Source organism: Planctomyces sp. SH-PL62 (assembly GCF_001610895.1).
In the GTDB taxonomy this organism is placed as follows: Bacteria; Planctomycetota; Planctomycetia; order Isosphaerales; family Isosphaeraceae; genus Paludisphaera.
In genome coordinates, this window is record NZ_CP011273.1 from 4,322,461 (window position 1) to 4,347,796 (window position 25,336).

The window sequence follows — 25,336 nt, forward strand, 5'->3', positions numbered from 1 at the left end:
GCGCCGCAACGACCCGGGTGGACCCCGAGAAGGCGGGGAAATCCCAGGCCGCGGCCCAACATTCCCTCACCCCCGGCGAACTGACGATGGGCCGGAAGGAATTCCCCGTGGCTCGACGCGAACAGCTACCGGAACCTGGAGCGGAGCAACCGATGGGCGTGACGGCCGCAAACCGGGTCGACGAACAGCTCGACGAGACGGTCATTTATCACGAAGAAGAGGCGTCGGGCTTCTTCTCCGGAAAGCCGACGGGAAACGTCCTCATGTCTGAATCCACGACCATGCGACAGCCTGGAGGCCGTTACGCCTTCGGCTCCGGCGACCGCCCGCTCGAAGGCTACACCATCAAGCGAGCCGTCGGCCGGGGAGGATTCGGCGAGGTCTATTACGCGACCTCGGACTCGGGTCGAGAAGTCGCCTTGAAGCTCATCCTGCGCAATCTCGACGTGGAGCGTCGGGGCGTCGTGCAGTGCATGAACCTCAAGCATCCGAACCTCCTGACGATCTTCGACCTGAAGTCCAACGAGGCGGGCGACGCGTTCGTCGTCATGGAATACGTCGCGGGACCGAGCCTGGCTCAGGTGCTTCGCGAAAATCCGGATGGCCTCCCCGCCGACGAGGTGCGTCACTGGCTCAGAGGGCTGGTCGAAGGCGTCGCCTACCTCCACGACCACGGCGTCGTCCACCGCGACCTCAAGCCGGCGAACCTCTTCATGGAAGAGGGCGTGGTCAAGATCGGCGATTACGGCCTGGCCAAGCTGATCACCGCCAGCCACGGCAGCGAACACTCCGAGAGCATCGGCACCTGTCACTACATGGCCCCGGAGATCGGCTCCGGCAAGTACAACAAACCGATCGACGTCTATGCCGTCGGCGTCATCCTCTACGAGATGCTGGTGGGCCGCGTACCGTTCGACGGCGAGACCGTCAACGAGATCCTCATGAAGCATCTCACCGCCCGCCCCGACGTTTCCGTGCTTCCCGAGGAGTATCGCAAGATCGTCTCGCGGGCGCTGGCCAAGGATCCGAACCAGCGACCCTCGCGGATCTATGACCTGCTGCTCCCCGCCGACGCCCCAAAGACTCCCGAGATCCGCATCATCGGGACCAGGGGAGCCGGGGCGACGGTTCGTCCCTCCGCACCGTCGGCCGAGGAGATCCATCGTATCGAGGACGAGGAGCCTGTCTTCTACATCGGTCCGGACACCGTCCCGCCGGGGCGGACGGCCTCGATCCCGAGCCGGATCGCAGCCGATTGGCGACGGATGCGGGACGCGAAAGCCCGACGGGCGCCCCGCGCTCCCTCCCGAGCCGCCGGCTTCGTCAGGCGGGCCGTCGACGATCCGGGCCTGGGAGCGGCTCGCGGAGCCCGACCGGCCCACCAGCCTCCCGAGCCTCCACAAACTCCGACCGGCCGAGCGTGCATCGCCGAGGTGACCGCCTCGATGATCTGGGCCGCTCTCCTGGTCGCCATGTTGGTCCTGCCCGCGGCCGCCGCCCTCGGCGTCGACCCCGCTCGAGAGACCACGCGGATCGTTTTCCTCTACGGCACGGCGCTGCTGGCGACGTGGGCGGCCCTGCTCCTGAACAAGGTTCTGGAGGCCCGCAAGGTCGACGCCGTCAGCCGCCGCATGACGGCGGCGTTCGTCGGCGTGGGAGTGGGCGGCGCCGCGTACCTGCTGGCACGAGGCCTCATGCTGGAACCCCGGATGGCGGCGCTCGCGCCGGTTTATTTCGGGGCTCTCTACGCCGGGACCTCGGGATGGCCTGGACCGTCCGCCCGCGATCGCAAGAAGCGTTTCCGCCTCACCCCGTTCGCCTGGACTCTCGTGCTCGCCGCCGCCCTCGTCCCGCTCTGGGATCATCACCCCGCGGAAGGCCCCGCGATTGCGGCGATCGTCGTCGCCGCCGTGCAACTCGTCAGCCCGTGGAGCGAACGGGCCGCGCGTTACGCCGAGTACGTACGAGCCCTCGAGAAATCCGGGGACCGGACCCGGGCGGCGTGAGTCCCGGCCGCATCGGTCCATCGTCCAGCCCCGAAGTCGGATAGGGATGCATCGCCATGATACGTCTAATGAAGCTCTTGTTCCTCCTCGGTCTGGCCGCCATGTTGCTGGCGACGTTCGTCTTCACTGTCCGCGTGGAGCGGCTGCACGACGGCCGCTCCGTCGATCGGGCTCGGCGCGAGGTGAACGCCTGGATCGGGAACCGGACGGCCGAAACGAGGACTATCGCCCCGGCCGGCTCGAACGTCGGCGAGACCGTGCGCCAGGTCGTCGGCCAGGTGTCGGCGACCGAGGAACGGGCTAAGGCCGACGCCCACCGCCAGCTTGAGGACGAGGTGCGGTCCTGGCTCGATCCGCAGGTCCCGATGTCGTGGCGGCCCCCGGGGCACCTGCTCAACGAGCTGGTCGTCGAGACGCGCGTGACGCCCGAGGAGAAGCCGTACGGGACGGTCTATACCGCGAACCTGGAGACGGACTTCTCGGCTCCCCGTCGTGAGCGCCTCGTCGAGGCTTATCGAAGCCACGTCGTCCAGCAGCGGATCGTGAAGCTAGGAGGGGTCTTCGGATTCCTGCTGGTCTGCCTCGCCGCCACGTCCGGGTATATCCGGGCAGACGAAGCGACGAAGGGCTACTACACGAATCGGCTCCGCCTGGCCGCCGCCGCCGCCGTGGGGGCGTCCGGCGTCCTGATCTATCAGATGCTGACCTGACCGGAATTCCTGCGGGTGGCGAGCTTCCCCGTTCATCCGGATGGGTTTCGATAGCCAAGGCCCAGTCGGCGGAGTTAAAATCCGCAGAGGCCCTGCGCGGATCGGCGGCAACCGAGCGACCTCCAGGCGAGACACCTCCACCGATGGCGACGTCCGATTCCGACGCTTTGCTGGTTCGACAGGTCCGATCGGGCAACTCCTTGGCCTGGCGGCAACTCATCGAGCGGTTCGAAGGCCGGCTGCTGGCCTTCGTGGACAGTCGGCTCCGCGATCGCGCCGCGAGCGAGGACGTGGTTCAGGAGACCTTCATCGGTTTCCTCACCAGCCTTCCCCACTACGACGAGAAGCGCGACATCGAGGCCTACCTCTTCTCGATCGCCGCCCACAAGCTGACCGACCATCTGCGGAAGCAGGGACGACGACCGATCGACCAGTTCGGCTCCGACGACCACGGTCGGCCTCTCGATGAAGTCCCCGGGGGAGGCCGCGCCGCGTCAAGCATCGCCCGCAGCGGCGAGCGCCGTCGTGAGGAGGAACTCCTCCTCAGCGAATCGATGGGGAGGCTCGTCCGCGAATGGCTCGGGCGCGGCGACTTCGACCGGATCCGCTGCATGGAATTGCTGATCGTGAAGGGTTGGCCGAACAAGGACGTCGCCCGCAAGCTCGGTCTGACCGAACAGGCCGTGGCCAGCTACAAATTCCAGACGATCGCCCGGCTCAAGGATATGGCCCGTCGCGCGGGGATGAGCCTCGACGACCTGAATGAAGGGTGACGGCGTGATGACCCCCGAAGCTTCAATTCCAGGCCCCGCGCCCATCGACGAGTCGGCCCTGCGGGCCTATCTGTCAGATGAACTCCCCCCCGATCAGATGGCGCGCGTTGAGAAGGCTCTCCGCGAATCAGCCACGCTCCGGGCCCGGCTGGAGGACGTGCGCGCCGACCGCGAGGATTTCCAGCTCCACTCCCTGGGAGCGATCTGGAGGCGATCCCGGCTGACCTGCCCGACCCGCCAGCAACTTGGCAGTTATGTTCTCGACGCACTGGATCCCGAGCTTGGGGCGTATTTCCAGTTCCATCTCGAAGTCGTCGAGTGTCCAATCTGCCAGGCCAACCTCTCCGACCTGGAGGCCCAGAGCCGCTCGAACTCCGGCTCCGATGGGTCGAGGACGCGCCATCAGCGAATCCTGAAGTCGAGCGAACACCTGCTCGGAGACGAAGCCTGAGGGTCCGCTTCAATTTCTGAGGCGAGGTCCCACCTCGGCGGGATTCGCCCCGGGAGCGGTCGACGCCGGACGTACAAGCGAGTAGGCGCGCGGCGTGAGTCGCCCATCGGGCGTCACGGATTCCATCGTGAATTGGACCGCGGAGCGGATCGGTTGCGTCTCCGCGAAACGAGCGGACCAGTCGTCGAGACCGGTCACGGACGGTGCGCTCTCCGGCCCCGAGATCCAGGAGTCGCCGGCCACGTCGTACTGATTCTCGATCCCCTTCCAGATCAGGGCGTCTCGCGAGGGGGGGGCCTCGGCGGGAGTGGGCTGCCAGTCGAGGAGGCGGTCCCCCTTGAAGGCGCACGAGACGACCTCCGTGACGAGCTTCGATAGATCCGAAAAGCCGACCAGCCTCAGAAATCCTTCGCCGACGACCGTGCAATGTTCGAGGCGGATCGACCTCGCTCCCCCTCGGGCCCCGCCCCCCTCGAATTGAACCTTTCCGGCCCAGCCCGTCCGGACGGGTCTTCCCGCCTTGATGGCCTCGGTAGGCGTACCGCCTGGGACGAACATCGATTGCCGGATGACGTGCGAGGCCCCGGCCAGCGCTCGAACCTCGACGCCGGTCTGGAAACCTTCGAACCAACAATGGCTGATCGTCAACGCGCCTCCCACGGCCTGGACGGCGCACGAGCCTGAGTATCCGACCGCGGGAGCGGTCCGGAACGAACAACGCTCGATCTCGGCCTTTCCAGCGGCCAGAATCAAGGGGGGAGGAGCGTCTTGCTTGCCCGCCTCTGAGGTTCTGCGGACTTCAATAGTCAGATCCTTCAGCACCAGGTTCACGCTGGAGCCGAGTGAGAGGAAAGGCTTCTTCCCGTTCAGATCGATCTTCAAAACGGTCTGCGCTCCCTCCTCTCCCTGGAGTTGCAAGGTGCCTCGACCCGTGAGCGAAAAGCCGCCGTCCACCTTGAACTCGATCGGCTCTCCGCCCTTGAAGACCACGATCCCTTTCCCTCCGAGCGCCGATTCCATCGCGCGCAGGAGCTCCGGTGCAGTCTGAGCCTTACCATCAATCCCTAGCACGGCGATCGACGACTTCCCCCACTCGATCCCGGTCCGTCCCCGTCCAGTCGGCGAGGCTTTACCGCCGGTCGATGCTGAGCCCTCCCGCGCCGAATCGGCGTCGATCTGAGACACGGGGCGTCGCCTTAGATACTCCACGCCCCCAACGATCAGGCCGATCGCAATCAGAAGCCCCCCCGCCTTGAGCCATCGACGGCGATTGCTGCTGGCGGCCTCCGCGAAGCTCCAGCCCGAGGAATTCGAAGCCGAATCCGACTGGACCTTGGTGGAACTACCACCCGAGGAGGCCGGTGGCGTCCCAGATCCTCCGAACCACGCCCTCGGACTGCGAGTCGACTCGGTGAGGGACGGTTCCGGGCCGATGTCGACTCGCAGAGAGAACTCCCCGGACGGCTCCAGGCCCCGTTCCCCGCCGCTAGTCGAGCTCATCGCCATGTCGGGCTGCGCGGCGTCCGGTCGCTCCGCAGTCTCGGCCTCCGTCATCAGCCCCCCGGCCAGGACCGGCTCCCGCTCTCCCGAGGTCTTCTCGGCGAACTGACGGAGCGCCATGGCCACTTCGAGAGGCTCCTGGAATCGCTCATCGGGGAGTTTCCGCATCATCTTGCGGACGATCTCGACAAGACCGGGAGGGGTGTCCGGGGCGATGGAGGCCAGGGACTCGGCTTCCTGGGACTGGTGGGCGAAGAGTTTCTCGGTGAGGCTCGGATACGGGAATGGCACCTGGCCAGAGATCATATGGTAGAGGCTGCAACCCAGCGAGTAGATGTCGCTCCGGATGCCGGCGGCGTGTGAGTGGCGCGCTTGTTCCGGGGCGACGTAATCGAACGTGCCGACCGTGGCGCCGTCGCGAGTCACCTGCCCTTCGTCGGCCAGGTCGATGGCGAGGCCCATGTCGGCGAGCTTCGCGACGCCTTCCTGCGTCACGATGATGTTGTAGGGGTTCACGTCGCGATGGATCAGCCCTTTCCGGTGCGCGTGATCCAATCCGAGCGCCACCTGTCGACCGAACCTGGCGGCGAGTGCGGGGGGTATCCTGCCCTCTGTGGCGATGAAGAAACCGAGGCTTCGGCCCTCGATATATTCCATCACGAGGAAATGGCGGCCCTGCGATTCCCCGAAGTCATAAAGCCGGACGAGGTTCTCGTGCTGGAGTTGGGCGCCGACCTTGGCTTCACGCTGGAAACGGGCGATGGCCCGAGGATTGTTCATCCGCTCTGGTGAGAGGATCTTCAGCGCCACCTGGCGGGCCAATCGCGTATCCTTCGCGAGATAGACCCGCCCCATCCCCCCCTGGCCGATCAAATTTTGAAGGATGTAGCGATCGACCCGAAAGCCCGTGACCCGACCGGCCAGAAGCTGCTGGGCCTGCCACAGCGTCAGATATCCCAGCTGGACGGCCTGTCGACCGAGACGGCGATCGAGGTGTTCGACCGCATCACGTTTCTCGACGGGAATCGCCTCCCCGCATTTTTCGAGAGCCTCTTCGTCGAGGAGGCCGCTCTGGAGCGCCGCCTTCCAGAATTGCGATGTCTTCGGATCGAGCATGCCTGATCCTGAACCGCCGCTGGGACGGTTTGCAAAAAATCGACGCACGTTCCTTCAGCCCAACTCCTAATGTAACCCGTCGTCGCTCCCCCCTCAAGAAAGCCTCTCGGCCCGGTCATTTCCGAATCGACCGTCTCCTCAGATCAACTCACGAAGCCTCGCCTCGATCCGCCCGGAACAACGATCCGGTCGCGTGTCACCATTTGTCCCACGGAGCGTTACTTTGACGCAAGCGATGAGGCATTGATGGGTGCGGCCTTCGGTGCGTGTTCGCCCTTCATGGCGAGAACACTCGTTCGGCTCGCTGGCGCAGGGAGGCTGAAGGAACCCTTCGACACAGGAGCTTCGCGGTCATGTCTCCTCAGATGATCCTCCCCGTCTTCGATCCGGCCTGTCGCCGCGTCTTTCATCTCGACAAGCTAGGCGCGCAGGGGCAGCTCGTGGCCTTGGAAATCTGGAACCGCGCCACGGGACGCGATCTCGGCGCGCGTCGTTTGACCGTCTATCGTTGCACCCGCTGCGGGGGCTACCACGTGGCGGCGAAGGTCGTCCAGCCGGCTCTCGGGTTCAAACAGGGCCCGGTCGTGGACCGCCCCGAGGATTATCTCGCCGCTCATTCTGGCGGCCCGCCGGCCCGCTAAGGGGCCGCCGGCCGCACGGGGATGGTAGGGAGGAGCGGGAGACGCCCTGGGTCAACGCGAGCCCACGGCGAGGTCGTCGGCGAGGCGTTCGACGACCTCGCGGGTGAGGTGGCACGGAGTTCGCCGCCGACGGCCCTGGGAGGGATCGATGGTGTAACGCTCGACGCGGCAAGTTCCGCCACGGTCGAGACGGATTTCGTAGTAGCTGCGGACATCGCCGCGAGCGGTCGGCGTCTCACTGCGGAGCTGCACGATGCCGCCGCCGCCGTCGATTTCGAGCACTTTCAGCGGCTCCATGAGATAGGTGAGTCGCTTCGAGAGGGTCTCACCCCAGTCGCTGAGGGCCTGGGGAGTCCACTCCTTGCGATCCGACGCCACGAACTCCAGGACGTCGAAGGCGACTCCCACCGAGTCCAGCGACGTGATCTCAAGATTGATGCGGTCCGGCCCGTCATGGATTGAAACGACGCACGGCGGGGTGTAGGCCCTCGTGTTCTCGTCAAGCGCGGCGGCGATCTTTCGGCTCAGCGTCATAGGGAACACCTCCCAAAGGGCGGATCGAGTGATCGGTTCCGTCGAACGACAAAAGGGTCGGCCGCCCGTCGACGGTCGTCTCCAGATGGACCGGACGCGTCCAGAGGCGGTGGAGATGGCGGATGGTGTCCTGGGCGTAGTCCAGCCGAAGGTCGACGCCGAAGTGCTCCTGGCCGAGGTAAAGCTCGCCCCGGTTGCGGAAGTTGCCGTCTCTGACGCGGATGATCGGCTGGCCGAAGTTGGTGAGATTGAAGAGGAGCCGCTCCTTGATCTTCTTGAACTCGCGGCTCTCGATCTCGTAGAGATCGTTCTGATCGTTGTGCTTGAAACTGAAGAGCTGGTAGCGCTTGCAGAAGTCATGCGTCAGGAAGGTGTCGATGAACGTCACGTCGTTGTGGACCCGACGGACCTCGAAGATCTTTTCACGCCCCAGTCCCACCTCCTTGTTCCATCGGCGTTTGGCCTCGTAGTCGTCGCACTCCTCCCATTCGGGGCCGAACTGACCCTTGTTCCAGCGATCCTCGATGTCCCTGAGCAGCTCGATCCCCAGCTTGTAGGGATTGAGGCGGCCGGGTTGGGTCGCCATCGTCCCCGAGTGATGGTCGGCGTAGTCGAGCAGTTCGGAAGGGTGGAGGATCTTCTGGGTCATGATCGTGGAGTGCCAGAACGAGGCCCATCCTTCGTTCATGATCTTGGTCTGTCCCTGCGGGGCGAAGTAGTACGCCTCCTCCCGGATAATGGCTAGGACGTCGCGCTGCCACGTCTGGAGGGGAGCGTGTTCCAGCAGGAACAGCAGAACGTCGCGCTCGGGCTGCTCCGGGAACGAGAGCGGCTTGGCGTTCCGCCGCTCCGCATCTTGCTGGCGCTGGGCCTCCTTCAGGACTTCAGGGGGGTTGATGAACCCGTCCATGTACGACTTGCTCTGGAATTTCGACGGCGCCTCTCCGGGGCCGTCCCCCGCCCCCTGGAAATCATACCGATCGACGGCGTCCCGGCGCTTGATGTGGGGCGAATAGACGTCGATCAGGTTCTCCAGCGAGAGGCAGGAATCGATGAAGCTCTCGACCTCGTCCTCGCCGAAACGTTCCATGTAGGACCGGATGCGCGTCCCGTGGTTCGCCGTCTCGTCCATCATTTTCCGGTTCGTTTGGCCGAACCAGATGTTGTTCTTGAAGAAGTCGTTGTGGCCGTAGACGTGGGCCATGACGAGCTTCTGATCGACGAGCTGGTTGCATCGCAGGAGGTAGGCGTAGCAGGGGTCGTTGTTGATGACCATCTCGTAGATCTTCTGGAGCCCGTAGCGGTAGCCCTTGGAGAGCTGCTGGTACTCCATCCCGAACCGCCAGTGGGGGTAGCGGGTCGGGAAGCCGCCGAACGCGGCGATCTCCGAGATCTCGTCGTAGTCGAGGACTTCGAAAATGGTCTCGTAAAAGTCGAGGCCGTAGTCGCGGGCGTGCCCCTCGGTCTCGAGCTGGATGGCCCGCAGGTCGGCGGGCAGGTCGTGGCTGCTGGCGATCGACATGGTTCCGTTCCCCCCTCGATTCGTCCGGCCGGTGAAAATTCCGGCCGCCTCACGCCGCGGCGATTCGGCTTCGGTCAGCGTCCGCGTCCCAGGAATTCCTTGATCGAGTCGTAGATGCCTTCCTTGTTGCGGATCTCCGACAGGGCCAGATTCGGGACCTCCTCGAAGGCCTCCTCCAGCTCGCGAAAGAACTCGCCGGAGCCGTATGGGCTCTCGACCTGGCCGTAGCCGAACAGGTTGCACTTGGGGAGGAGCTGGTCGCGCAGCAGCCCGATGCACTGGCGGTTGTCCTCGCCCCAGTTGTCGCCGTCGGAGAAGTGCAGCACGTAGATGTTCCAGTCCATCGGCGAATGGAATTCGTCGATGATCTTGTTCGCGAGGCTGTAGGCCGAGCTGATCCGCGTCCCGCCGCTCTCGCGGGTGTGGTAGAAGGTGTGCTCGTCGACCTCGCGGGCGACCGCGTCGTGGATGATGTACCGCGTCGTCACGCCGTCGTACTGGCTCTTGAGCCAGGTGTCGATCCAGAAGGCCTCGGTCCTCACGATCTCCTTCTGATCGTCGGTCATCGACCCCGAGACGTCCATCAGATAGAGCACCACGGCGTTGAACTGGGGAGAGGTGATCGGATTCCACGAGCGGTAGAGCTTGTCCTCGCGGATCGGGATGACCAGGGGATCGCGAGGGTCGTACTGGCGGGACGCGATCTGACGCTTCAACGCCTTCTTGTACGTCCGCTTGAAGTGCCGGAGGCTCTCCGGGCCCGCCTGGCGGATTCCGGTGTACTTGTCCTTCTCCTCGATGATGTTCGCACGCCCCTTGGGCTCGATGCGCGGCAGGGCGAGTTCCTCACCCAGGATCGCCGCCAGGTCGTCCAGGGTCAGCTCGACTTCCAGAATGTGGCGGCCGGGGGCCTCGCCGGCTCCCTGGCCGGACTCGCCGTCGTCGGAGCGGCCGATCGGCGTGCCGACGTCGCCGGGCCCCTGCCCCACGCCCCCACGATTCTTGTCGCCGTAGCGGAACTCGGGGATCTCGATCTGGGGGAGCGGGATCGACACGAACTCGCCGCCGGATTTGCCGATCAATTCGCCGTGCGTGATGTACTTCCGCAGGTCGGACTTGATCTTGCCCCGGACGATCTGCTTGAAACGACTGGCGTCGCGATCGATTTTTCGCACCACGGCTGAAAGTCCCCCCGCCGCTCGCTGGTTGGTAGATTCGCATCCCGAGCCGCGCTCGGCGACGCGATCGTCCCGCCGCGACGGTCCCGCGCGGGCGAAACGACGAACATTCCGGAGGGGTCGAACGCCCGCCGGAATCCACTTGGCAAAGAGCAGGTTAGACGTTCGCGGGAGAAGCTGGGATGGGGAGGACGGGATGCCGCGGCCGGAGATCGACGAAGGCGGGATGGGATTGTGATCGCGACGATCGGCGAATCCGGCTCCCGAATCAGGAAGGCTCGCATCTCGACGGCAAATTGTAGGCCGGTGGGACCTGGATCATCAAGCCGCTCCGTCGGTTCGCCGAGTTCCGAGGCCGCAAGCGTGGCCCCAGGACATCCTCATGCCCGGATTTCAAGCTCTTCCTGCTCGCTCCTCGCGCGGATTCGAGGCAACCGCGACCTGAGGAGCGACGGCCACGACGGCCGCCGATCCGACCGCCCCAGTGGGGCGGTGCGGCTCGGCTGGGACGTCGGGGGCCTCGATCAATGGCTGCCGCGTTTGACGTCGCCGCGGGCGAAGATGCTGGCGACGTAATTCAACACGTCGGTCGCCGAATCCTCGTCGTATCCGTAGTTCCGGATCAGGCGGGCCTTCACGATGTCGATCTTTTCCTGAGTGTCCTTGTCGACCACGCTGGAGACCAGGCTCGTGAGCTTGATCGTGTCCTTCTGGTCCTGGAACAGCTTCAGTTCCAGGGCCTTCTGAAGCCGCTCGTTGGTCCGGTAGTCAAACTTCCGGCCGTCGAGGGACAGGGCCCCGATGTAGTTCATGATCTCGCGCCGGAAGTCGTCCTTGCGGCTCTCCGGGATGTCGATCTTCTCCTCGATCGACCGCATCAGCCGCTCGTCGGGCTCCTCGGATTGACCCGTATACTTGTTCCGGACCTTCTCGCGCTGGGTGTACGCCTTCACGTTGTCGATGTAATTGCCGCAGAGGCGGGTCAGGGCGTCCTCGTCGGCGGCGATGGCGCGCTGGACCTCGTTCTTGACCATGTCCTCGTACTCCTCCTTGACCAGGGAGAGGAGGTGCCGGTAATGCTTCCGGGTCTCCTCGCTGTTGATCAGGGAGTGGTGTTTGAGGCCGGATTCCAGCTCGTTGAGGACCATGAACGGGTTGATCGACCGTTCCGTGGGATGGGCGACGAGCGCGTTGGAGATCTTGTCCTGCACGTATCGCGGGCTGATCCCCTGCATCCCTTCGCGTTCGGACTCCTCGCGAAGTTCCTTGATGTTGTCCTCGGTGAAGCCGGGGAGGGTCTTTCCGTTGTAAAGCTTGAGCTTCTGCATCAGCGTCAAGCCGGCGTTCTTGGGCTCTTCGAGACGAGTCAGGACGGCCCACATGGCGGCGACCTCGAGGGTGTGGGGCGCCAACCGCTTGCCTCGGACTTTCCGCTCGTTGTAGTCCTTCTCGTAGATCTGGATCTCGTCGCTGAGCCGGGTGACGTAGGGGACGTCGATCTTGACCGTCCGGTCGCGAAGGGCTTCCATGAACTCGTTCGACTGGAGCTTCTTGTACTCGGGCTCGTTGGTATGCCCGATGATGACCTCGTCGATGTCGGTCTGCGCGAACTTCTTGGGCTTGATCTTGTGCTCCTGGCTGGCCCCCAGGAGGTCGTAGAGGAAAGCGACGTCGAGCTTCAGGACCTCGATGAACTCGATGATGCCGCGATTGGAGATGTTGAACTCGCCGTCGAAATTGAACGCGCGGGGGTCGCTCTCGGTGCCGTACTCGGCGATCTTCCGGTAGTTGATGTCGCCGGTCAGTTCGGTAGCGTCCTGGTTCTTCTCGTCTTTCGGCTGGAACGTGCCGATGCCGATGCGGTCCTGCTCGGAGAGGATCAGGCGGCGGACCTGAACGTCTTCGACGACGCGGGCCCAGTCCCCGGAATAGCGTTCCATCCGGTCGTTGAACATCTGGCGGCAGAACGGGCAGAGGTCGCCGACGATATTGAGGTCGTAGGCGTGGGTCTTCCCTTCCAGGAGACGGGCCAGGACTTCGACCCGGACGTCGCGCGGGACGAGGTGAAGCGGCTCCTCGTGCATCGGGCAATCCTGGACCGTCGGCTCCCCTTCCGGGCCGACGTCCTTCCACCCGAAGCTGAAGAGGCGGCCCTCCTCGGTGTGCGAGTAGCGTTCGATGCCCTTCTTGAGGAGTCGCGCCAGCGTGCTCTTGGAGCTGCCCACGGGGCCGTGCAGCAGCAGTACGCGACGCTCCGTGCCGTAGCCGTGCGCGGCGCTCTTGAGGACGTTGACCAGGCTGATCATCGTCCGTTCAAGGCCGAAGATCGCATCCTGGCCCCCTTCGTCGGGATCGTCGAAGAACTTATAGCGGGTGAGCGTCTCTTTATTGACGACGATCTCCGAGGTCCCCTTGCTCATGATCATGTCATAGAGCCGTTGGTACGCCGTTCGCGTGACGGCGGGGTCCTGGCGGACGAGGTCGAGGTACTCCGCGAAGGAGCCGCTCCAGTGCTGTTGCTTGTATTCCTCGGGGTTCTGACGCCGTGCGACCAGTGAGATGAGATCCGATCCTGCGGACATGACGAGGATCCTCCTGAAGGTCGATGTTTCAGGCTCTGTTCCTACCGAGAGGAAGTCGATACGGGCCGTCGCTCGCGAGCGGGGCCTGCTCAAACGTCACGGAGCCCTGAAGGCGCGCATCGCCCCGCTCCGAATCAAGACGAGACCATATTGCCAACAGCTGCGAGGCGATGGGGGAGGACTTGGCCGGCCGAAGTCCCCCGCGAAGGTCGCCGAGCGAGGGGGAGTTTGGGATGCGGAGGAAGGCCCGCCAATGCGAAGCCGATCGGGCCGACCGACGCGACGATCAGCGGCGCGGGATCGTCGAACGTCATTACAACCCCCCTTCTGCGACTCTGTCAAGCGAAGCGGCGTCATCGTCGTTCGGCCGGACGCCCTGGATCCGACCCGCTCCCCCCACAGTCAGGTACGAGCGCAGCCGCGCGTCGGGGGAAGGATTTCGGTGATTTTCCCGAAGTCGCGGGGACGCTCCCACGGCGGCGACGGACCAGCAGTGCAAACCCCGCGCCGGATGGATGACCATGTCACCACTCCCCTATCGGCGCGCCGTCTGATATGTAGAGTCGGACAGGCTGTCGGAAGTTCGCCGGTGTCGAGCGTTACGAACTCGAGGGGGCCTAAAGAGGGTCGACATCAGCGTCGCCGATCGGTGCGGCCTCGGCTTCGAGAGGAGCGGGCGAGTCCGCCAGGTGGGCCGTCGGGAGGCTCCGTTCCGCGAGCAGCATGAGGGCCGCCAGCGTCCACAGCCCGATCGGCAGGCTCGCGTAATGAGCGTAGGAGTCGGCCGCCGACAGGACCCAACCGGCGGGGGGGAGCAGGAACAACACGCCGTAGGCCAGGGCCGAAAGTGCGCCGCAGCCGAGCCCGGACAGGATCGCCACGGCCGCTAGCCGGCCGCCTTCGCGTGCGAGAAGCCTCCCGAAGCCATGGAACACCTCGCGGATCGAACCGCGCCCCCACGCCGCGATGCCCGCGACAGCCATCATCGTCAGGGAGAGACCCTGGAGGAGGACCAGTCCGGGGCCCAGTGCCCATCGGACGAAACGTCCGAGATCCGACGCCATCCAGGAGGTGGGCAGGTGTTGGGTCGCCAGGAGAAGCGTGGTTGCGGCGTAGCGTGCGGGGAGAGCGGCGAGACATCCGAGACAGGTCGCCGGCATCAGTTGGAGAACCGGCCAGACGTCGATCCGACCAGCCTGATCATCCGCCGGGCCGCCGTCGCGGAGTTCGGTCAGGACCCAGCCGAGGATGAAACCGTCGCAGACGAGCATCAGCGAGGGAATGATCCACACTTCCAGGATCAAGCAATTCCCGACCGGAAGTTCGCCGGTGCCGGCGACCTTCGCGAACAGCCGATAGAGGATGTAAAGGATCCCGCAGGTCGCCACGGCGCTTCGCCAGATCGAAGCCTCTTCAAAGGGGACGTCGTGGTCGAGTCTCAGACCAGGTCGACGGGAGGACTTCCAGGAGGACGGACGTACGGCCGAGGCTGAGAAGGCGATCGCGACGGCCGCCGCGAGAAGCGGAAGATTGTCGGCCATGCCCGCCACGTCGCGGAGCGGAGAGGTCGCCGCGAGCGCGCCGTGTTCCAGAACAAGCTCGACCGGACCCCGGCTCCGTGTCAGGAGGAGGAGATCCGAGCGGTTCCGCTCGGCGTCGCCGGTGACGAACTCCAGGCTCAGACCACCCGTCCACGACAGGACGGTGAAGGCCAGGAGGATCGTCACCATCCTGCCGGCCCGCCAGACTCGCGTCACACCTTCGCGAATGAGTCGCGCATGGCCCGGGACATCGAGGAGTTGCCTCAAGGTCGCCCCAGGCCCCTGAAAAACGGCGGCAAGCAGGACCAGCAGAGCCGGGGCCGCAGCCAGGATCCACACGACGTCCCACTCGGGAACGGGACGCGAGGGCGTCAGAGTGAGACTCCCGCACCAGCGGCGAAGCGCCAGGAAGGCCGTCGCGCCGGGGCTCGCGGCCGCCCCGATCCCCGTCGCCTGCGCCCAGAGCCAAGGGAGGCCGAGTGAGTCCATCGAACTTCCGCCTCGCCGCCGCCACGGAGCCGGAAGCGGGGCGTGCGACGCCCCTCCCTCGACCGCTCCGCAAAAACCTTTGACGAGTGTAATCGGCCGCGGAGGAGCATGCCAGATGCCATCGAAGGTTCACGTAAGGGTCGCTGCGCCGCTTCGTCAAGGGCCTTCCGCCGACAGACCCTGGTCTTGAAAGGTGAGAGAACATCTGTTCAAACAGATCGAGTCCACTGCCCGGTCGCGAGAGCGGGCGACGATCCCGATCAATCCGAAGTCCCCGCGCCTACCGGCTCAGGCCAGGCGCTTCCCCTCCAGTTGCAGGTCTCGGGAGGAACGCCCATGCCTCGGAGCGACGCGAACGCCGAGCCGCTTCCCGAAGTCCCCGGCTACGAAGTCCTCCGGCAGATCGGACAGGGGGGGATGGGGCGTGTGTATCTCGCCCGCCAGACGGCACTCGGTCGCGACGTCTGCGTGAAGCTGCTGGCAGGTCCCACCGGGGCGGACGCGGCGGAGGGAATCGAGCGGTTTCGTCGCGAGGCCAAGCTCCTGGCGATGGTGGCGCACCCTCACGTCTTGACGATCCTCGATTTCGGCACGCTCCCCAATTCCGACACCCCGTACCTCGTGACCGAGTACATCGAAAACGGCGACCTCCGCAGGATGCTTCGCGGCGGCAAGCCCCTCTCCATCTCGAAACAGAGGGCGATCCTGTCGCAGATCGGCCAGGCCCTGCTCCATCTTCATTCCAAAGGGATCCTACATCGCGATCTCAAGCCGGAGAACATCCTGGCGCCGACGGATTCGCTCGTGAAGGTCGCCGACTTCGGGCTGGCGGTGTTGCAGTCCGAGCGCGGGCAACTCACCCAGACCAATCGCGGAATCGGCTCGTTGATCTACGCATCGCCGGAGCAGCAGAACGGCGGCCTGATCGACGCGCGATCCGACCAGTACTCGTTCGCCGCGATGGCGTACGAGATGCTGACCGGCAAGCGACCGGTGGGGAACTTCAAGCCCCCTTCGGCGGTCGACCCGACGCTCGACAAGCGGCTGGACGGCGTTCTCATGAAGGCCCTCTCGCGCGAGCCCGAAGGACGCTACAACGTCCTCGACGACTTCCTCAAGGATCTGGACGAAAGCCTGGCCGCCGAATCGTCGCTCCTCGCAAGGCCGCGCCTGGCGGCCGGCCTCGTCGTCCTGGGCGCCCTCGTCGTCCTCGCGATGATGTGGCAGTTTGGAGGAGCAGGGAGCGGCCAGGCCCCCACGCCCGAGCCCCCCGCACGCGTCCCTGCGCAACCGGGCGTCGATACACCGGGCCCTTCGACCAGGTCGCCGGAGCCGAGCCCTGAATTCCGTCGCCTGACCGAGATTCGCGCGCACGAGATCTGGGTGTCGCAGGGGTCGCCCACCGGCTCGGAAGGCGAGGCCCTCAGCATGACGAACTGGCTGGAGGCCGAGCGGCAAGTGCGCGAAGAGGTCGAACAGAGGGCCTACCAGTTCTGGAAAGCCCAGGGGAGCCCGACCGGCGCAGCCGGTGTGGCGGTCCGCGAGCTCAACATGCGGAAGGCCGAGGCCGAACTCCTCGAAAAAGCCCAGGCGGCGGACGCCCCGGAGCGGCCGTGATCCCCGAGTCGACCCCCAGGTCGGGATCACGAACGAATTAATATCTTTCGTTTTGAAATGAGCGAGTAAGAATCGAGCCGTTCGGGCGTAATGATGGAAGTCGAACCTCGCCTGCATCCGGCGGCCTTCGTGAAAGATTCGATGCACATCGACGAGGCGACAGGGAGAGTCGCGAAACGATCCGCCCGCGATACGGGCGATTTCAGAAGGATCTAGCCGTCCGTCGGGTGTGAGAGGCTCGCCCCTCCCTCCGGAGAATGCGACGAGGCTCGGCTTCGAAAGAACATCATCGATGTTGTTCGCCACAATCCGCATCCGACGAATGGAGGTCCTCCGATGAAGAAGCATCAGTTCGTTCCCGACCACCTGGCTCCCATGGAAGAGCGCGCGCTGCTGAGCGGCTTTCGATTCGGCGCTTTCATGGGCGGAGCCAACACGCTCGGGTTCAAGGGAGCGTTCGTGCTCACGAGTCGGACCTACGAGAACGTGCAGCGTTCCGTGGACTCGGCGATCAACAGTTTCACTCGCAATGTTTTGACGCTCTACGACCGCGAGGGCGGATTCTCCGAGCGTTTCGACGCGAAGATCGGCGTGGGGACCTACGGGCAGGGGGCGCAGTCCTACCTGTACCAGCGTGGGACTGGACTTGCGACCCTCGACTCCCGCATGGCCGCGCTGGAAGTCAAGCTCCCGTTCGGCCGCGGGATGGGGGCCGGAAACCCGACGGGCGGAGTCGGACTCTCGAACCGCACGGCCCTCACGAGCGAGAATCCCGCCCTCAACGGGCTCTCGGTCGCCGGACTGATGGAAGAGGCCATCCTTTCCGCGACGACGAAAGACGAGCTGGTGAGCAACCTCCACGCCGTTCGAGCGCAGGTCCTGGCCCACGGGGCGAATGGATCGATCGGCATCCTGCCCTCTTACGTCGCCGCGTTCGGACCTTCGGGCGAACGCGACTTCGGCACCCGCAAAACCTGATCCACGCGCGGTCGATCGAGGCCCCGCTGCGAGCCGGGGCCTCGTCGACGACGTGACGGCCCGACTTGAAGGGCCCTGCCGACGCTTCCCTCCCGCCCTCGCCGTGCTATGATGTCGCTCCAGCCGGCTCGGCCCACGTCGCGTCCGTGCCCTGGGAGCATCAGGCGAGGAGAGGGTTCGGATGTCATCACGGTTTTCCGTCGCGAGGCCCGACGTTCTGGCAACTCGAGACGCCGTCGCGGCGGATCCCCTGAGGGCGATCGTCGTCGGTGGCTCGGGACAGATCGGCGGATGGCTGCTGCGATACCTCGGCGAACGCGGCCATCACGCCGTGGGGACCTTCTCGACCAGGCCCTTCCCCGGCCTGCTGCCCCTCGACGCCGCCGACGGCGAGGCCGCGACGGCGTTGATTCGGGAGCAGAAGCCCGACGTGGTCTTCTACCCCGCCGGGTTCACCTGGGTCGACGGCTGCGAGCGCGACCGCGACAAGGCCTATGGGGCGAATCTCGAACAGCCGCTTCGCGTCGCCGAGGCGGCCGCGCAGGCCGGCGCGCGGTTCGTCTACTTCTCGACGGACTATGTCTTCGACGGGCTCCACGGACCCTACGCGGAAGATGTCCCGACCAATCCCCTCTCGGTCTACGGTCGGGCCAAGTACGACGCCGAAGCCGCGCTGGAGCGCTCGCTGGGCGACCGGCTCCTGACCGTCCGCACCTGCTGGGTCTTCGGGCCGGAGCGCCAGGGCAAGAACTTCGCGTACCAGCTCATCCGGACGCTGAGCCAGGGCAAGGCCGTGACCTGCCCGAGCGATCAGGTCTCCAGCCCGAGCTACGGGCCGGACGTCGCTGACGCCGTGCTTCGGCTCGTGGAGGCCGGGGCGTCCGGCCTCATCAACGTCGTCGGACCCGAGGTTCTCGACCGTCCGGCCTTCGCTCGCGCGATCGCCAGGGCTTTCGGTCTGGACGAAAGCCTGATCGTCGCCAGGCCGACCGCCGAGCTGGGCCAGGGGGCGCCTCGGCCCTTGAATTCCGGGCTCAAGATCGACCGGCTGGAGTCCTGCCTGCCAGGCCTGATGCGCCCCCTGATCGCGGCCCTGGCCGATTTCCGGGTGAAGCTCGTCGCGCCCGAGTTGAATTCCTGGGTGGAACCGGCGATTCCCCCTTCATGACGCCGCATGGGCGTCTCGCCTTTCGTCGCTGAGGAGCGAGTTTCCGATGGACGTACGCCCCGGGGAATTTCGGGAATCCACGCCTCCGACGATCGAGCCTCCCGGAACGCCACCCCCCGTTGACGAGGGCCTGCCCCCCGACCTGGAAGCCGCGGGGAGCATTCTGGGGCGGGCCTCGGAACTTGGCGGCTCTCGCACCCTCGCCTTCGTCCTGATCATCGTGGCGACGAGCCTTTATCTGCTTGAGCGACTGGAACCCGTCCTCCGGCCGCTGCTCATCGCGATCCTCCTCTGCTATCTGTTTCTGCCTTTCTACAACCGCCTGCGGCGGCGGGTTCGGCCGGTGGTCGCGTTCCTGATCATCACGATCGGATTCACGATCGGGACCCTGGGCCTGGGCCGGATGATCTATCACGATATCGTGAGCATCGACCAGGGCCGGCTGCGTTACCAGGAGCGCGAGGCGGAACTGGAGAAGGCCGCCCGAAAGGCCATGGCGGCGTTCACCCCGGCTTTCGCGATCAGGCCGGCGGGACCGGAGGACGTCGCGGCGACCGACTCGCTGACCAACGAGATGGCGGAGCGGATCGTCCGAGGGGCGGCCTCGGCGTTCCTCTCGATCGGGCTGGAATCGCTCGTGATCGCCTTCTACATGATTTTCCTGCTCCAGTCGGCATCGACGCTCCCCAGCCGGATCAGCTCCAGCTTCTCCTCGGATCGCGCCGAGAGGATTCTCTCGATCGTCGAGTCGATCAATCGTGCGATCTCGGAATACCTGCTGGTGAAGGTCAAGGCGAGCCTGCTCGTGGCGCTTCCGGTGGGGGCGCTCTGCTTGGGGTTCGGCGTGACCGGGGCTGCGACCTGGGCCGTGTTAACCTTCTTCGGCAACTTCCTCCCGTACATCGGCCCCCTGGCGTCGGTCATCCCCCCGCTGGCGATCGCCCTCCTGGAGTTTCCGACGATCTGGGCCCCCCTGGCCTTCGCCGTGATCCTGCTGACCATACACGGCGTCACCGCGAACCTCATCGAACCGGCGATGACGGGCAAGGCGCTAGGGCTCAATCCGCTCGTGGTCCTCGTCGGCCTGGCCTTCTGGAGCCTTCTCTGGGGCTTCGTCGGCCTCGTCCTGGCGGTGCCGCTGACCGTCATCTTCAAGATCATCCTGGAGCATACTCCCGCGACTCGTCCGATCGCCCGCTTGATCTCTGAACAGAATTTGTCGTAAATTCAGATAGTCCCGCCGAAGTCGGAGGTTTCGCCAAGATCATCGCCGATGGAATGTCGCCTCTCCTGGAGGAAGGTGGGGTGGGACGACGAGCGGCGCCGATGCGCCGAATGATGGAGCGACGGACGGCCTATGAGTCGAAAGAAGCGAGTCGTGGTCATTGGGGCTGGGCCTGGAGGGTTGGCGGCCTCGATGCTGCTCTCTTCGGCCGGCTGCTCGGTGACGGTCCTGGAACGGCGTGGGCAGGTCGGAGGGCGGACCTCGACCTTTGAGGCCGACGGCTTCCGGTTCGACCTGGGACCGACGTTCTTTCTGTATCCGAGGGTCCTGGAATCGATCTTCGCGGCGGTCGGTCGCGACCTCCACGCGGAGGTTCGGATGGAGCGGCTCGATCCTCAGTACCACCTCGTTTTCGGCGCAGGCGGGGAGATGAAGGCGACGCCCGACGTGGAGCGGATGGAGCGGGAGATCGCCCGCTTCTCGCCGGACGACGCCGGGCGGCTCCGCCGGTTCCTCGACGACAACCGCGTCAAGATGGACCAGTTCCGGGCCGTATTGGAGTCGCCGTTCTTGCGATTCCGCGACCTTCTTTCGCCCAAGCTCGCGAGGATGCTCCCCCTGCTCCGCCCCTGGCTCTCGCTCGACGGCGAGATGAAGCGGTACTTCCGCGACCCCCGCGTTCGGCTGGCGATGACATTCCAGTCGAAATACCTGGGAATGTCCCCATTCAATTGCCCGAGCCTGTTCTCGATCCTCTCGTTCCTCGAGTACGAGTACGGCGTCTTCCATCCCATCGGCGGCTGCGGCGCAGTGTCCGATTCCATGGCGAAGGTCGCCCAGGACCTGGGGGCGACCATCTCGCTCGACGACGAGGTCGAGGAGATCTTTTTCGAGGGCCGAAAGGCCGTCGGCGTGCGGTCTCGGTCCGGCGTCCACGAGTGCGACGCCCTCGTCATCAACGCTGACTTCGCGCGGGCCATGACGAGGCTCGTGCCCGACAGGCTCCGTCCCCGATGGACCGATCGGAAGATCGCCCGCAAACGATTCTCGTGCTCGACTTACATGCTCTATCTGGGACTGGAAGGGCGCTGCGACGACCTGGCCCATCACACGATCTATCTGGCCGAAGACTACCTCTCGAACCTGGACGACATCGAGTCCCGGCACGTCCTTTCCCGCGACCCTTCGTTCTACGTCCAGAACGCCTGCGTCACCGACCCCTCGCTGGCGCCCGACGGCAAGAGCACCCTCTATGTGTTGGTGCCGGTCACGCATCAGCACGCGAACGTGGACTGGTCTCGCGAGGCTCCAGCTTTCCGGGAGCTGGCTCTCCGTCAGCTGGAGCGGCTCGGGCTCAAGGACGTGGCCTCGCGCATCGTGTACGAACGCCAGATCACTCCCGCCGACTGGGATCAGGAGTACGAGATTCATCTTGGGGCTACGTTCAACCTGGCGCACAACCTCAAGCAGATGCTCTATTTCCGACCCCGGAACCGCTTCGAGGGTCTCGAATCGGTTTATCTGGTCGGCGGCGGGACGCACCCGGGGAGTGGGCTGCCGGTGATCTTCGAATCCGCTCGGATCACGTCGCGGCTGGTGGGGCAGGATTTGGGAGTTCCGGTCCCCGTCGATTCCGACGACCGGCCCTTCACTCCCCCCGACGACGCGTTCCGCCCTCCCCTCGCCGGCGTCGCCTGAATCATCAAGGAATCTCGATTCTATGAGCAACACGGAACGCATCGGCGTCGTCGGCGGCGGGCTGGCCGGCCTGGCCTCGGCCTGCGTGCTGGCCGCGCGCGGCTACGACGTCACCCTCTTCGACAAGAATCCCTGGCTCGGCGGCAAGGCCGCGGTCCTGGCCGAGTCCGGATTCCGGTTCGACATGGGCCCGACGATCCTCCTGATGCCTTCGGTCCTCGCGAAGATTTTCGCCGAGGCCGGACGCGACGTGAAGGACGAACTCGACCTCATCAATCTGGACCCCCAGTGGCGCTCGTTCTTCGAGGACGGAACGGTTCTGGACCTGCACGCCGACCGCGCGAGGATGGGGGAGGCCCTCGACGCCTTCGCCCCCGGCGGCGACGCGTCCGGAGACTACGGCCGCTTCCTCGACTTTTCGAAGCGGCTCGAAGAGATATCGCAGCGGTTCTACTTCTGGAAGTCGATCGGTTCCGTCCGGGACATGTTCGACCCGTCCGCCGCGTTCAGCGTCTCGATGCTCGCCGACGTGATGCGGATGCGGCCCTGGAGCACGGTGGGCAAGACGGTCCGAAGCTTCGTCAAGGACCGTCGGGTCGCGCAGATGCTCGACCACTTCACGCAGTACGTCGGGTCGTCGCCCGACCTCTCGCCGGCGATCCTCTGCGGCATCGCCCAGATGCAGACCGGCGAAGGAGTCTGGTATCCGCGCGGCGGCACGCGGGCGGTCGCGCAGGCCCTGATCAAGCTGGCCGGCGAACTGGGCGTCCAACTCGTCCCCGGCGCCGCCGTCCGATCGATCCTGACCGACGCGAAAGGCCGGGTCGAGGGCGTCTTGCTGGAGGACGGCACGCGCGTTCCGCTGGCGGCTGTGGTCTCGAATTCCGACGCCGTCCGCACCCATCGCGAACTGCTCGAAGGTCGTCCCGCCGCGAAGAAGTTCGAGGGCCGTCGGAAGTACGAGCCGGCCTGTTCGGGCGTGGTCATGTACCTGGGCCTGGATCGCCGCTACGACCAGCTTCGGCACCACGACTTCGTCTTCTCCCGCGATCCGCACGAGGAGTTCGACTACATCTATAACAAGGGCGAGCCCGCGCCCGACCCCACCTGCTACGTCTGCGCGACGGCCTGCACCGAGCCCGAGACGGCCCCGCCGGGGGGCGAGGCGCTCTACGTCCTGGTCCATACGCCCTACCTCCGTCCCCATCACGACTGGGCGAGCCTCTATCCGACCTACCGTCGCACGATCCTCGACAAGCTCGAACGGACGGCCGGGCTGACCGACCTGGAGAAGCACATCAAGCTGGAACGCTGGCTGACCCCCCAGGACATCCACGATCGTTACCGCGTGCTGAACGGTGCGATCTACGGCCTGGCGAGCCACGGTCGGCTGAGCGGCGGATTCAAGCCTTCCAACCGCAGCCCGGACGTCCCCGGCCTCTACCTTGCGGGGGGCGCGGCGCACCCGGGCCCGGGGATGCCGATGGTCCTCATGTCCGGCTGGATCGCGGCCGACGCGCTCGACGCTGACGGCCTGGTCGCACCTCGTCGCGAGCCGATCGCGAAGCGGGCCCCGGAATCGCCGGTGGGCGTGACCAGATGACGCGGCCCGCTCGCGCCGCGAACGCGAGGGGTGGGGCGCCGGACGCCCTTCCCCGGCGCTCGCCCTGGTTCTTCCGCGGCTTCCGCAAGTACGCCCGACGCTTCATCGCCCGGAATTTCCATGCGCTCCGCGTCGATCGCGAAGGTCCGTTCTCCGAACCGCCGCCCGGGCCGGTGGTCGTGGTGATGAATCACTCCTCCTGGTGGGACCCGATGACCGCCCTCGTCCTGAGCGAGTCGTTCGGGGCCTCGCGAGCCCATTACGCCCCGATGGACGAAGGGGGCGTGAGGCAGTACCCCATCCTGGAGCGGATCGGCCTCTTCGGGATCGAACTGGAGTCCGCTCGGGGCGGGATCGCATTCCTGCGCCGCTGTTCGGCGATCCTGTCCCGACCGGAGTCGGTCCTGTGGATCACGCCGCAGGGCCGCTTCGTCGACGTCCGTGATCGCCCCGTCCGGTTCAAGGAAGGTCTCGGCAGGCTGTTGCACCGAACCTCTCGCGCGACGGTCGTCCCGCTGGCGATCGAGTATACCTTCTGGAACGACCGCAGGCCCGAGATCCTGGCGCGGTTCGGTCCCTGGACGTCGATCGAGGAACGAGGCCCGGAATCGGCGGCTTCCTGGACCCGAAGTCTGGAAGCTGCGCTCGGGGAGGTGCAGGATGGACTGGCCGAGGCCTCCCGCCTGCGCGACCCCCTTCGGTTCGAGACCCTGATCCAGGGCTCGTCGGGCGTCGGAGGGGTTTACGATCTCGGGCGACGGCTCCGTTCCGCCTTCCAGGGCGACCGATTCACCAGCGAACATCAGATCCACAAGCCTACCGAGGGGCCGCTCCCATGACCCCGCTGCTACTAGCCTGCCTGGCCCTCGCAATCCCTCCGACGATCCTGTTCGCGACCAACCTCAAGGCGTATCGACTCCTACCCCAACCCCAGCCCGCGGCGCAGGCCGTCTCCGTCCTGATCCCCGCCCGGAACGAGGAGTCGTCGATCGGTCGGGCGGTCGAGTCCGTCCTGGCGAACGTCGGCTGCTCGTTCGAGGTGCTCGTCCTGGACGATCGATCGGAGGATGCGACGGCGGACGTGGTGAGGGCCCTGGAGCGAAGGGACGACCGCGTGCGGCTGATCGAGGGCGAAGGGCCGCCGCCCGGCTGGTGCGGCAAGCAGCGCGCGTGCTGGCAACTGGCCAACGAGGCGCGGAACGATCTGTTCTTGTTCCTCGACGCCGACGTCCGTCTCGCGCCCGACGCCCTCGCGCGGATGGTCCGCTTCATGACGGAGTCGGGCGTCGATCTGGCGAGCGGCATCCCTCGCCAGGAGACGGTGGGATTGATGGAACGACTGCTGATCCCGCTGATCCATTTCGTCATGCTCGGGTTCATGCCGATCGCGAGCATGAGGAGGACCCGACTGCCGTCCCTCTCAGCCGGTTGCGGCCAGCTCTTCATCGCCCGCCGCGAAGGCTATTTCCAGGCCGGCGGGCATGCGGCGATCCGCGAGTCGCTGCACGACGGGATCAAGCTCCCTCGCCTGTTTCGCGCAGCGGGGCTTCGGAACGACCTGTTCGACGCGACCGACGCCGCCGAATGTCGGATGTACCGGACGGCCGGCGAGGTCTGGATGGGCCTCTCGAAGAACGCGGGGGAGGCGTTGGCGTCGCCGGGGCTGATCGTCCCGATGTCGATCATCCTCCTGGGCGGGCAGGTCGCGCCGTTCGCGCTGGCGGCGGCGGCGGCCGGAGGCTGGCCGCGACCCTGGACAGCCTTCGAAAAGGTGATGGTCGTCGCTGCGGTCGGCGTCGCGTGGGCCCCTCGGCTCGTCTCCGTCGGCCGATTCCGGCAGTCGTTGGTCGGTGCCCTGCTCCACCCCGTCGGGGTCTCGCTGCTGGTCGCGATCCAGTGGTACGCCCTCGTCCGCAAGGCGTTGGGCCAGCCGAATCGGTGGAAGGGGCGGTGCTACGCGGCGTCGCAGTCAGGCTCTCTGGCCGAGCCTCGTTGAAACTCGTG

The 25,336-nt window shown here is 65.7% G+C and carries 19 protein-coding genes; 13 read left to right on the forward strand and 6 right to left on the reverse strand.

The genetic code is table 11. The features are described from left to right. Nucleotides 1-107 precede the first annotated feature (107 nt). The 4 genes from VT85_RS16755 (at nucleotide 108) to VT85_RS16770 (ending at nucleotide 3,940) form a co-directional block, all read left to right on the forward strand. Nucleotides 108-2,006, forward strand: a complete 1,899-nt coding sequence (locus VT85_RS16755; protein WP_197490811.1) for a serine/threonine-protein kinase — start codon at nucleotides 108-110, stop codon at nucleotides 2,004-2,006. A 56-nt stretch (nucleotides 2,007-2,062) separates the two neighbouring features. Further along, nucleotides 2,063-2,716 carry a hypothetical protein gene (locus tag VT85_RS16760; protein WP_156512906.1) on the forward strand — a complete coding sequence of 218 codons (654 nt, stop codon included), beginning with the start codon at nucleotides 2,063-2,065 and terminating at the stop codon, nucleotides 2,714-2,716. Between the two features lie 143 nt (nucleotides 2,717-2,859). Continuing rightward, nucleotides 2,860-3,489 carry an RNA polymerase sigma factor gene (locus VT85_RS16765; RefSeq protein WP_068417742.1) on the forward strand — a complete coding sequence of 210 codons (630 nt, stop codon included), beginning with the start codon at nucleotides 2,860-2,862 and terminating at the stop codon, nucleotides 3,487-3,489. A 7-nt stretch (nucleotides 3,490-3,496) separates the two neighbouring features. Continuing rightward, a complete protein-coding gene (locus tag VT85_RS16770) occupies nucleotides 3,497-3,940 on the forward strand; it encodes a hypothetical protein (RefSeq protein WP_068422178.1) in 444 nt (147 codons plus the stop codon). 9 nt (nucleotides 3,941-3,949) lie between these two features. On the opposite strand, the gene VT85_RS16775 is transcribed toward VT85_RS16770, so the two are convergent. Continuing rightward, nucleotides 3,950-6,556 (reverse strand): serine/threonine protein kinase, encoded by a 2,607-nt coding sequence (locus VT85_RS16775; protein ID WP_068417747.1) that lies wholly within the window; start codon nucleotides 6,554-6,556, stop codon nucleotides 3,950-3,952. Between the two features lie 353 nt (nucleotides 6,557-6,909). Between VT85_RS16775 and VT85_RS16780 the strand changes: the two genes are divergently transcribed. Continuing rightward, entirely contained in the window at nucleotides 6,910-7,197 is a 288-nt protein-coding gene (locus VT85_RS16780) for a hypothetical protein (RefSeq protein ID WP_068417750.1), read from the forward strand. 51 nt (nucleotides 7,198-7,248) lie between these two features. Here VT85_RS16780 and VT85_RS16785 read toward each other — a convergent pair whose 3' ends face one another. From VT85_RS16785 to VT85_RS16805, 5 genes are all read right to left on the reverse strand, one after another. Then, the gene (locus tag VT85_RS16785) at nucleotides 7,249-7,731 is read right to left on the reverse strand and encodes a hypothetical protein (RefSeq protein ID WP_068417753.1); all 483 of its coding nucleotides are present in this window, start codon (nucleotides 7,729-7,731) and stop codon (nucleotides 7,249-7,251) included. Then, nucleotides 7,697-9,253 carry a SpoVR family protein gene (locus VT85_RS16790; protein ID WP_068417756.1) on the reverse strand — a complete coding sequence of 519 codons (1,557 nt, stop codon included), beginning with the start codon at nucleotides 9,251-9,253 and terminating at the stop codon, nucleotides 7,697-7,699. The genes VT85_RS16785 and VT85_RS16790 overlap by 35 nt, the downstream gene beginning before the upstream one ends. A gap of 74 nt (nucleotides 9,254-9,327) precedes the next feature. Beyond that, complete coding sequence (locus VT85_RS16795) at nucleotides 9,328-10,431, reverse strand: DUF444 family protein (RefSeq protein WP_068417759.1); 1,104 nt, start codon at nucleotides 10,429-10,431, stop codon at nucleotides 9,328-9,330. 524 nt (nucleotides 10,432-10,955) lie between these two features. Next, on the reverse strand, nucleotides 10,956-13,013 hold the full coding sequence (locus tag VT85_RS16800; RefSeq protein WP_068417762.1) for a PrkA family serine protein kinase: 2,058 nt from the start codon (nucleotides 13,011-13,013) through the stop codon (nucleotides 10,956-10,958). A gap of 617 nt (nucleotides 13,014-13,630) precedes the next feature. Beyond that, the gene (locus VT85_RS16805; protein WP_156512907.1) at nucleotides 13,631-14,743 is read right to left on the reverse strand and encodes a hypothetical protein; all 1,113 of its coding nucleotides are present in this window, start codon (nucleotides 14,741-14,743) and stop codon (nucleotides 13,631-13,633) included. 636 nt (nucleotides 14,744-15,379) lie between these two features. On the opposite strand from VT85_RS16805, the gene VT85_RS16810 reads away from it, so the two are divergent. From VT85_RS16810 to VT85_RS16845, 8 genes are all read left to right on the forward strand, one after another. Continuing rightward, nucleotides 15,380-16,660 (forward strand): serine/threonine-protein kinase, encoded by a 1,281-nt coding sequence (locus VT85_RS16810; protein ID WP_068417768.1) that lies wholly within the window; start codon nucleotides 15,380-15,382, stop codon nucleotides 16,658-16,660. Between the two features lie 336 nt (nucleotides 16,661-16,996). Continuing rightward, on the forward strand, nucleotides 16,997-17,638 hold the full coding sequence (locus VT85_RS16815) for a hypothetical protein (protein ID WP_068417771.1): 642 nt from the start codon (nucleotides 16,997-16,999) through the stop codon (nucleotides 17,636-17,638). Nucleotides 17,639-17,819: 181 nt separating this feature from the next. Continuing rightward, nucleotides 17,820-18,806 (forward strand): SDR family oxidoreductase, encoded by a 987-nt coding sequence (locus VT85_RS16820; protein ID WP_156512908.1) that lies wholly within the window; start codon nucleotides 17,820-17,822, stop codon nucleotides 18,804-18,806. A 46-nt stretch (nucleotides 18,807-18,852) separates the two neighbouring features. Beyond that, nucleotides 18,853-20,031, forward strand: coding sequence for an AI-2E family transporter (locus VT85_RS16825; protein WP_068417774.1), 1,179 nt, complete (start codon nucleotides 18,853-18,855; stop codon nucleotides 20,029-20,031). A gap of 132 nt (nucleotides 20,032-20,163) precedes the next feature. After that, nucleotides 20,164-21,729, forward strand: a complete 1,566-nt coding sequence (gene crtI / locus VT85_RS16830; RefSeq protein WP_082858663.1) for a phytoene desaturase family protein — start codon at nucleotides 20,164-20,166, stop codon at nucleotides 21,727-21,729. A 22-nt stretch (nucleotides 21,730-21,751) separates the two neighbouring features. Next, nucleotides 21,752-23,332, forward strand: coding sequence for a phytoene desaturase family protein (locus tag VT85_RS16835; RefSeq protein ID WP_068417778.1), 1,581 nt, complete (start codon nucleotides 21,752-21,754; stop codon nucleotides 23,330-23,332). Continuing rightward, nucleotides 23,329-24,171 (forward strand): lysophospholipid acyltransferase family protein, encoded by an 843-nt coding sequence (locus tag VT85_RS16840; RefSeq protein ID WP_068417782.1) that lies wholly within the window; start codon nucleotides 23,329-23,331, stop codon nucleotides 24,169-24,171. The genes VT85_RS16835 and VT85_RS16840 overlap by 4 nt, the downstream gene beginning before the upstream one ends. Further along, nucleotides 24,168-25,328 (forward strand): glycosyltransferase family 2 protein, encoded by a 1,161-nt coding sequence (locus VT85_RS16845; RefSeq protein WP_068417784.1) that lies wholly within the window; start codon nucleotides 24,168-24,170, stop codon nucleotides 25,326-25,328. Before VT85_RS16840 ends, VT85_RS16845 begins: the two co-directional genes overlap by 4 nt. Nucleotides 25,329-25,336 lie beyond the last annotated feature (8 nt).